Below are 8,573 nucleotides of genomic sequence, written 5' to 3' on the forward strand. Positions count from 1 at the left end.
CAACCTAAGGCACGCCGGGCGGCCGGCGGTGCGCGGCCCGTCGGGGAGCGCTCCCCCGGCCACCTGGGCGTCCGTCGTCGCTCAGACCCGCTCGAGGTCGGTGCCCGACCACAGCTCGACCATGAGCGCCTCGGTCGCCAGCAGCGGCGGCACGTTGAGGGTGAGCCGGGTGCGGGCGGTCGCCACGGCGTCGAGGCGCCGCAGCGTGGTCTCGGCGGTCGACCCGCGGGCGAGCTCCGCGACGGCGTCGGCGGCCGACGCGTTGACCGGCTCGACCGCGGAGCCGAGCTGACGCAGGAGCACGTCCCGGTAGAGCGACATCAGAGCGAGCAGCGAGCCGTCGAGGACGTCGCGCTGCGCGCGGGTGGTGCGGCGCTTCTGGTCCTCCTCGAGCTGGCGGACCTGCGCGCGCAGCGCGGGCGGGAGCCGGGCGCCGTCCTCGACCCCGAGGGTGCGGAGCAGCTCGGCGCGCTCGGCGGCGTTGCGGTCCTCCGTGCTCGCCGCGGCGTCGGCGGCCGCGATCTCCACGAGCCGGGCGGCCGCGAGCACCGCGTCGCCCACCGAGCGCAGCTCCAACGGGACCCGGAGCAGCGCGCTGCGCCGCTCGCGGGCGTCCTCGTGCAGGGCCAGGCGCCGGGCGAGGCCGATGTGGGACTGCGCGGCCCGCGCGGCCTCGAGGGCGACATCGGGGTCCGCGCCGTCGCGCCGTACCAGGAGGTCGGCGACCGCGCCGGGGTCGGGGATGCGCAGGTGGATCGACCGGCAGCGGGAACGGATCGTCGTCACGACGTCCCGCGGGCTCGGGGCGCACAGCAGCCACACCGTCCTCGGCGGCGGCTCCTCGATGGACTTCAGCAGCAGGTTGGAGGTCCGCTCGACCATGCGGTCCGCGTCCTCGACCACGACGACCCGCCACGGGGAGGACCCGGGCGCGCGCTGGGCGAGCGTGACGAGCTCGCGCACCTCGTCGATCGAGATCGTCACCTTCTCCGTGGCGAGCACGGTGACGTCGGCGTGCGTGCCGGCGAGCGCCGTCGTGCAGGCCGCGCACTCGCCGCACCCGGGCTCCCCCTCGGCGGTGCACATGAGCGCCGCGGCGAAGGCGCGGGCCGCCACGGACCGCCCCGAGCCCGGCGGGCCGGTGACGAGCCACGCGTGGGTCATCCCGGCGGCGCTCGCACCGTCGGCGCCCCGCGCCGCCCGGGCCGCGCCGCGCAGCGTGTCCACGACCGCGTCCTGGCCCACCAGGCCGTCCCACACGCTCACGACGCCCCCTCCGCGCGGCCCGCGGCATCCGTACGGTTCCCGGCATTTGTGCTGCTCCCGGCATCCGTGCTGCTCCCGGCATCCCCGCGACTCACGGCCAGCACCGGGGCGAGGGCCGCGCGGACGCGCGCGTGCACCTGCTCGACCGTCCCGTCGGCGTCGACGACGACCACGCGGTCCGGATCGGCCTGGGCGATGCGGAGGAACTCCTCGCGCACCCGGGCGTGGAACGACTCCCCGGCGCGCTCGAGGCGGTCCGGCTCCCCCGGCCGCCTCGCGGCCGCGGCGGCGGGATCGACGTCGAGCAGGATCGTCACGTCCGGGACCAGGCCGTCGGTCGCCCACCGGGAGAGCTCGCGCACGTCGCCGGGCCCGAGGTCGCGGGCGGCGCCCTGGTAGGCGACCGAGGAGTCGACGAAGCGGTCGGTGACGACGACGGCGCCGCGCTCCAGCGCCGGACGCACGAGCGTGGCCACGTGGTGCGCGCGGTCGGCGGCGTACAGGAGCGCCTCCGCGCGAGGGTCGACGTGGTCGCCGTGCAGGATGAGCCGCCGGATCTGCGCCCCCAGCTCGGTGCCGCCGGGCTCCCGGGTGGCGACGGCCTCGCGCCCCTGCGCGGCGAGCCAGTCGACGAGCAGCCGCTGCTGGGTGGACTTGCCGGCGCCGTCGCCGCCCTCGAGGGAGATCAGGACTCCGGCAGGTGCGCTCACCGGCCCAGCGTAACGACGCCGGCCGTCACCTGTGCCGCGCCCGCCGGGGCCTGTGGACGCGGCTACTTCTTCCCCGTCGCGGGCTTCCTCGCCGCGGGCTTCTTGGCGGCCGGCTTCTTGGCGGGAGCCTTCCGGGCGGGCTTCTTGGCGGGGCCCTTGGCTCGTTTCTCCGCGAGCAGCTCGTAGGCGCGCTCGTTCGTCAGCGTCTCGATCGGATCGTCCTTGCGCAGCGTGGCGTTGGTCGTGCCGTCCGTGACGTAGGGGCCGAAGCGGCCGTCCTTCACGATCACCGGCTTCTCCGAGACGGGGTCGGTGCCGAGCTCCTTGAGCGGGGGCCGGGCGGTCGCGCCGCGGCGACGCTTGGGCTGGGCGTAGATCTCGAGGGCCTGCTCGAGCGTGAGGCCGAAGATCTGGTCCTCGGTCTCGAGGGACCTCGAGTCGGTGCCCTTCTTGAGGTAGGGGCCGTAGCGGCCGTTCTGCGCCGTGATGTCCTCCCCGCTCGCGGGGTCCTGACCGATCACGCGGGGCAGCGACAGCAGCCTGAGGGCGTCGTCGATGTCGACGGTCGCCAGGTCCATGTCCTTGAACAGGGAGGCGGTGCGCGGCTTGGGCTGGCCCGGCTTCTTCCGTCCGGACGCCGTCCGCTCGGGCTCGGGCAGCACCTCGGTGACGTAGGGGCCGAAGCGGCCGTTCTTCGCGATGATCGTGTGCCCGGTCTCCGGGTCCTCGCCCAGCTCGCGGCCGTCGTCGGCCTGGGCCTCGAGCAGCTCCTTCGCCCTGGCGACGCTCAGCTCGTCGGGGGCGACGTCGTCGGGGATCGACGCGCGGCGCCCCACGGGCGCGGCACCGTCCTCGCCCGGCTTCGCGTCCGCGGCCGGGGCCTCCTCGACGTAGGGGCCGTACCGGCCGACGCGGACCGTGATCCCCTCGCCGATGTCGATCGAGTTGACGGCGCGGGCGTCGATGTCGCCGAGCCCCTCGACGAGGGCCCGCAGGCCCTCGCGGCCCTCGCCGCCCCGGTAGAAGTGGGCGAGCCAGTCGGTCCGGTCGAGCTCGCCGGTGGCGATCCGGTCCAGGTCGGACTCCATCTCGGCGGTGAAGTCGTAGTCGACGAGGCGCGGCAGGTTCTCCTCCAGGAGGCGCACCACGGAGAACGCGAGCCAGCTCGCGACGAGCGCCTGCCCGCGGCGGGTGACGTAGCCGCGGTCCGTGATCACGCCGATGGTCGCGGCATACGTCGAGGGGCGGCCGATGCCGCGCTCCTCGAGCGCCTTGACCAGGGAGGCCTCCGTGTACCGCGGCGGCGGCGTGGTCTCGTGGCCCGAGGCCTCGGCACCCAGGACGTCGAGCACGTCGCCCGAGGACACGTCCGGCAGGCGGGTCTCGCCGTCCTTGTCGCGGTGCCGCTCGTCGTCGCGCCCCTCCTCGTAGGCCGCGAGGAACCCGCGCTCGGTGATGACGGTGCCCGAGGCGGTGAGGATCGCGCGCTCGGCGTCGGCCTCGCTGCCCGTGAGGTCGGCGGCGACCCGCAGGGTGGCGGTCGAACCGGTGGCGTCGATCATCTGGGAGGCGACCGTGCGCTTCCAGATGAGGTCGTACAGGCGCAGGGCGGCCGGGTCGAGCTGGGACGCCAGCTCGTCCGGGGTGCGCATCTGGTCCCCGGCGGGGCGGATGGCCTCGTGCGCCTCCTGGGCGCCCTTGGCCTTGCCCGCGTAGAGCCGCGGCTTGTCGGGGATGCTCGCGGGGCCGTACAGCTCGGTGGCCCGGCGCCGCGCGGCGCCGACCGCCTCGGAGGACAGGTTCGTGGAGTCCGTCCGCATATACGTGATGAAACCGTTCTCGTACAGGCCCTGCGCCACGCGCATCGCCTCGCGGGAGGCGAGGCGGAGCTTGCGGGACGCCTCCTGCTGGAGCGTCGACGTGGTGAACGGTGCGGCGGGACGCCGGCGGTAGGGCTTGGTCTCCACGCCCTCGACGGCACTGGTCGCCCCGCGCAGGGCGGTCGCCACCGCGGTCGCCGAGGCCTCGTCGAGCACGACGACGCCGCGGGCCTTCTCGGTGAGCACGCCGTCGTCGCCGAAGTCGCGGCCGGTGGCCACGCGGGCGCCGTCGAGCTCGACCAGGCGGGCGTCGAAGGACTCCGGCGCGTCCGGCGCCGTGTAGGTGCCCTGCACGGACCAGTAGGAGGCGGCGCGGAACGCCATGCGCTCGCGCTCGCGCTCGACGACCATGCGGGTGGCGACGGACTGCACGCGGCCGGCGGACAGCCCCGAGCGGACCTTGCGCCACAGCAGCGGCGAGACCTCGTAGCCGACGAGGCGGTCGAGGATCCGGCGGGTCTCCTGCGCGTCGACGAGCGGGGCGTCGATCTCGCGGGGGCTCTCCAGGGCGCGGTTGATCGCGTCGTTGGTGATCTCGTGGAAGACCATCCGGTAGACGGGGATCTTCGGGTTGAGCACCTGGTGCAGGTGCCAGGCGATGGCCTCGCCCTCCCGGTCCTCATCAGTGGCGAGGTAGAGCTCGTCGGCGTCCTTCATCTTGCGCCTGAGCTCGGCGACCTTCTTCTTCTTGTCGGCGTCGACCACGTAGTACGGCTCGAAGTCGCCCTCGACGTCGACGGCGAACTTCCCGTACGGCCCCTTCTTCATGTCCGCGGGCAGCTCGGAGGGCTGCGGGAGGTCGCGCACGTGCCCGATCGAGGCCTCGACCTCGAAGTCGGGGCCGAGATAGCCGCCGATGGTGCGGGCCTTGGCGGGCGACTCGACGATGACGAGCTTGCGGGGCATGCGCGGGGCGATCCTTACCGATGGGGGCTGGGCGGGCGGGGCTGTGCCGGGACGGGCTGTGCCGGCACGGGCTGGTCGGCCTGGCCCGACCGTAACAGCGACCTCCCGCGACGACGCGGGCCGGCCCGGCCGATGGTAGGCGACGGCGGCCCGGCGACGGGACGACGGCCGCTCGTGGGTGACGCCGCCGAGGCGTCGGCGTCGGCGTCGGCGTCGGCGTCGGCGTCGGCGTCGGCGTCGGCGTCGGCGTCGGGGATACCGTGCGCGGGTGAGGTGCGAGTACTTCGACGACGGGCGCTGCCGCTCGTGCACCTTCCTGCGCACCCCCTACCCCGAGCAGCTGGCCACCAAGGTCCGCGCCCGGCGAGAGCTGCTCACCTCGGTGCCGGCAGGTGCCTGGTTGGAGCCGGTGGCGTCGGCCGACGAGGGCTTCCGGAACAAGGCGAAGATGGTCGTGGCCGGGCGGACGGGCGCGCCGACGCTCGGCATCCTCGACCCGGCGGGCGCCGGCGTGGACCTGCGTGGCTGCCACCTCTACCCGCCGCCGATCACCGAGGCGCTGCCCGTGGTCGCGGACATGATCGCCCGGGCCGGGCTCGTCCCCTACGACGTGCCCGGGCGCCGCGGCGAGCTCAAGCACGTCCTCGTGACCGTCTCGCCGGCGGGTGAGCTGATGATGCGGTTCGTGCTCCGCTCGCGCGACCAGCTCGGCCGGATCCGCCGGCATCTCCCCCGGCTGCTGTCCGACCTGCCGAACCTGGCCGTGGTCACCGTCAACCTGCTGCCCGCCCACGTGGCGCTGCTCGAGGGCGACGATGAGATCGTGCTCACCGAGCGGACGGCGTTGCCGATGCGGCTCTCGCTGCCCGGCGGGCCGCTCGATCTGGAGCTGCCGCCGCGCTCGTTCTTCCAGACGAACACGGCGATCGCCGAGGCCATGTACGGCCAGGCTGCGGCGTGGGCGGCCGAGATCGGGCCGGGGACCGCGTGGGACCTGTACTGCGGGGTGGGCGGGTTCGCCCTCGCCGTCGCGAAGGTCGGCACGGGGGCCGGCGAGGGTGCAACGGCAGACGCAACAGTCGGCGCCGGCGCGGCCCGCTCGCCACGGGTGGTCGGCATCGAGTCCTCTCCCGACGCCGTCGCCGGGGCCCGAGCGGCCGCCGCGCGTGGCGGCGTCGCCGATCGGGTGACCTTCGCCGACGGTGACGCGACCGCCTGGGCGCTGGCGTCGTCGTCGGGGGCCCCGGACCTCGTGGTGGTCAACCCGCCGCGGCGCGGGCTCTCCGAGGAGCTCGCCGGACGGCTCGAGGGCTCGGGCGCGGGTCACGTCCTGTACTCCTCGTGCAACGCGACGACGCTCGCGCGGGACCTGGGGCGGATGCCGTCGCTGGCGCCCGTCGCGGCGCGACTGTTCGACATGTTCCCGCACACCGCCCACGACGAGGTCATGGTGCTGCTCGAGCGGTCCTGACGGCGTCCAGCTCGGGGCCGGTCACCCGCAGCTTCTCGGCGCCCCCGCCCCGCCCGTCTCGCCGCCCCCCACCCCGCCCATCTCGCCGAGGCAGTCGGCAACGCGCCCAGTCAGTGCCCCGGTCGACCGACTCGATGGACAGCTGACTGACTCGGCGAAGTCGTCGAGCGCGGGCTTCTCCGCGAGGTAGAGCGACTTCTCGTCGGACAGCTCCCGATCGAGACTCAGGCGTCGCGCCGCCGCGCACTGCTTGTGATTTGCTACCAGTTGCGAATAACGTAGAACTGCTCGTGAATCACGACCAGCAAGGAGGAGAACATGATCGCATCGGCAGCGACGACCGTCCTGGTTCCAGGCGCATGGATGGGCGGGTGGATCTGGGAGCCGACCGTGGAGCGCCTACGCGACCGAAGTATCGACGCCGAGACGATCTCTCTCGGAGGCCTGCAGCCCCACGAGTCCAGCGCAGACATCGCCGCCGTTCGCCTCGACGACCACGTCCGGCAGCTCGTCGAGCTCGTCGAATCCAAGGGCTCCCGACCTGTCATCCTCGTCTCGCACTCCTACTCCGGCATCGTCACTGCGTCCGCCGCGGACCGGCTCGGTGACCAGGTGCTCGGACTCATCCATGTGGGCGCGTTCGTGCCGACGTCCAGGCGCTCGCTGCTCGATGACTGGGGTAGCTCCGACAATGAGCGCGCCCGGGAGCGCGCGGACATCGAAGCGGCGGGTGGCCTGTGGCTCGCCCCTGCTCGAGAGATGCTCGACCACGAGGCAGACCTCGCACCGAGCGACCGCGACTTCCTGGCCGCGAGGTTCACGCCTCATCCCGGGCGGACAATCCTCGACCCCGCCGAGCTGTCTGCACCGGTCGAGCACCAGCCCTCGACCTACGTCGCCCTGACGCCGAGCGGCGGCCTCGAACAGGCATGGAACGGGGCGCCTCCGGTAGCGAAGACCGCCTCGGAGTGGCGACGGAAACACATCGTCAGCGGACACTGGCCGATGGTCTCGGCCCTCGATGCCACGGTCGACCTGCTCGAGGCGGAGATCCACCACTACGACACGACGCAGGGCTGAGGCGTGGCGACGACCGGACGATCCGGCTGCCCGATCAATCTCGCCGTCGAGTTGTTCGGCGACCGATGGACGCTGCTCATCCTGCGCGACATCGTCTTCGACGACCGCCGCCACTTCCGTGAGCTCCTGCGCGGATCGGACGAGAGGATCACGAGCAGCGTCCTCGCCGACCGGCTCGACCGCCTGACCGAGTCAGGGATCCTCACCCGATCGGGCGATCCGACGCACAAGCAGAAGGCCATCTACAGCCTCACCGATCGTGGCGTGGACCTGGTCCCCGTGCTGGCGACGATCGGGAACTGGGGCGCGACGCACTGCCCGGCAGACCCCGACCGGGCAGCATCCGCCCGCGAGCTGCACTACGAGCTGCCCGAAACCTGGGCGGCACTGATGGACTCCCTCCGAGCGGGCCATCTTCGGGTGGACGCGCCCTGAGCGTCGAGCGGTGCGAACTGTCATCTGCGCGGGCAGAGCCGCCTCGATGTCCCGCGGTCCTTCCAGTCCTCCCCCAGGCCGGCACCGGACGCGAGCGGGCCGACCACGGCGATCGCGATGCCGGCGGTCTGATTGTGTCGGCGCTATGTGGTCGCCCCCAGCTGACGACGATGACGAGGGTGCAGGCAGCTTAGTGTCAGGCGGGACGCAGGAACACCTCCCGCTCAAGCCGATTCGCGACCGTGCCGCCAACCCCCTGGTCCTCGGCGTGCAGCCGATCGAGCGCTCAGAGCCGGATGAGGGAGGAGACCGGGAGATTGGCCTCCGTGACCGCCCGCTGCAACCGCCCGTGCTCTCCGTCGGAGAGACGCACGCACACAACGGTGCCGCGACCGGCATTGGGCCGACCTGCCCGGACACGTACGGGCAGTTACTCGGTCGTCTCGTAGTTCTCGGCCGCCGCGCGTGGCGGCGTCGCCGATCGGGTGACCTTCGCCGACGGTGACGCGACCGCCTGGGCGCTGGCGTCGTCGTCGGGGGCCCCGGACCTCGTGGTGGTCAACCCGCCGCGGCGCGGGCTCTCCGAGGAGCTCGCCGGACGGCTCGAGGGCTCGGGCGCGGGTCACGTCCTGTACTCCTCGTGCAACGCGACGACGCTCGCGCGGGACCTGGGGCGGATGCCGTCGCTGGCGCCCGTCGCGGCGCGACTGTTCGACATGTTCCCGCACACCGCCCACGACGAGGTCATGGTGCTGCTCGAGCGGTCCTGACGGCGTCCAGCTCGGGGCCGGTCACCCGCAGCTTCTCGGCGCCCCCGCCCCGCCC

7 protein-coding genes are annotated in these 8,573 nt (G+C 73.5%); 4 read left to right on the forward strand and 3 right to left on the reverse strand.

What is annotated here, in order from left to right; all coding sequences use genetic code 11:
- Nucleotides 1-81: 81 nt before the first annotated feature.
- From ACZLKG_RS14020 to topA, 3 genes are all read right to left on the reverse strand, one after another.
- The gene (locus tag ACZLKG_RS14020; protein WP_463649099.1) at nucleotides 82-1,266 is read right to left on the reverse strand and encodes a DNA polymerase III subunit delta'; all 1,185 of its coding nucleotides are present in this window, start codon (nucleotides 1,264-1,266) and stop codon (nucleotides 82-84) included.
- Nucleotides 1,263-1,976, reverse strand: a complete 714-nt coding sequence (gene tmk, locus ACZLKG_RS14025) for a dTMP kinase (protein ID WP_463649100.1) — start codon at nucleotides 1,974-1,976, stop codon at nucleotides 1,263-1,265. Before tmk ends, ACZLKG_RS14020 begins: the two co-directional genes overlap by 4 nt.
- A gap of 62 nt (nucleotides 1,977-2,038) precedes the next feature.
- Nucleotides 2,039-4,762: a type I DNA topoisomerase gene (gene topA, locus ACZLKG_RS14030; RefSeq protein WP_463649101.1), complete on the reverse strand. Its 2,724-nt coding sequence runs from the start codon at nucleotides 4,760-4,762 to the stop codon at nucleotides 2,039-2,041.
- Nucleotides 4,763-5,030: 268 nt separating this feature from the next.
- On the opposite strand from topA, the gene ACZLKG_RS14035 reads away from it, so the two are divergent.
- From ACZLKG_RS14035 to ACZLKG_RS14050, 4 genes are all read left to right on the forward strand, one after another.
- Nucleotides 5,031-6,233, forward strand: a complete 1,203-nt coding sequence (locus tag ACZLKG_RS14035) for a methyltransferase domain-containing protein (RefSeq protein WP_463649102.1) — start codon at nucleotides 5,031-5,033, stop codon at nucleotides 6,231-6,233.
- A 318-nt stretch (nucleotides 6,234-6,551) separates the two neighbouring features.
- Nucleotides 6,552-7,313 carry an alpha/beta fold hydrolase gene (locus ACZLKG_RS14040; protein WP_425708039.1) on the forward strand — a complete coding sequence of 254 codons (762 nt, stop codon included), beginning with the start codon at nucleotides 6,552-6,554 and terminating at the stop codon, nucleotides 7,311-7,313.
- A 3-nt stretch (nucleotides 7,314-7,316) separates the two neighbouring features.
- Nucleotides 7,317-7,748: a winged helix-turn-helix transcriptional regulator gene (locus ACZLKG_RS14045; RefSeq protein WP_425708038.1), complete on the forward strand. Its 432-nt coding sequence runs from the start codon at nucleotides 7,317-7,319 to the stop codon at nucleotides 7,746-7,748.
- A 485-nt stretch (nucleotides 7,749-8,233) separates the two neighbouring features.
- The gene (locus tag ACZLKG_RS14050; protein WP_463649103.1) at nucleotides 8,234-8,518 is read left to right on the forward strand and encodes a hypothetical protein; all 285 of its coding nucleotides are present in this window, start codon (nucleotides 8,234-8,236) and stop codon (nucleotides 8,516-8,518) included.
- Nucleotides 8,519-8,573 lie beyond the last annotated feature (55 nt).

Source organism: Georgenia sp. Z2081, from assembly GCF_055326445.1.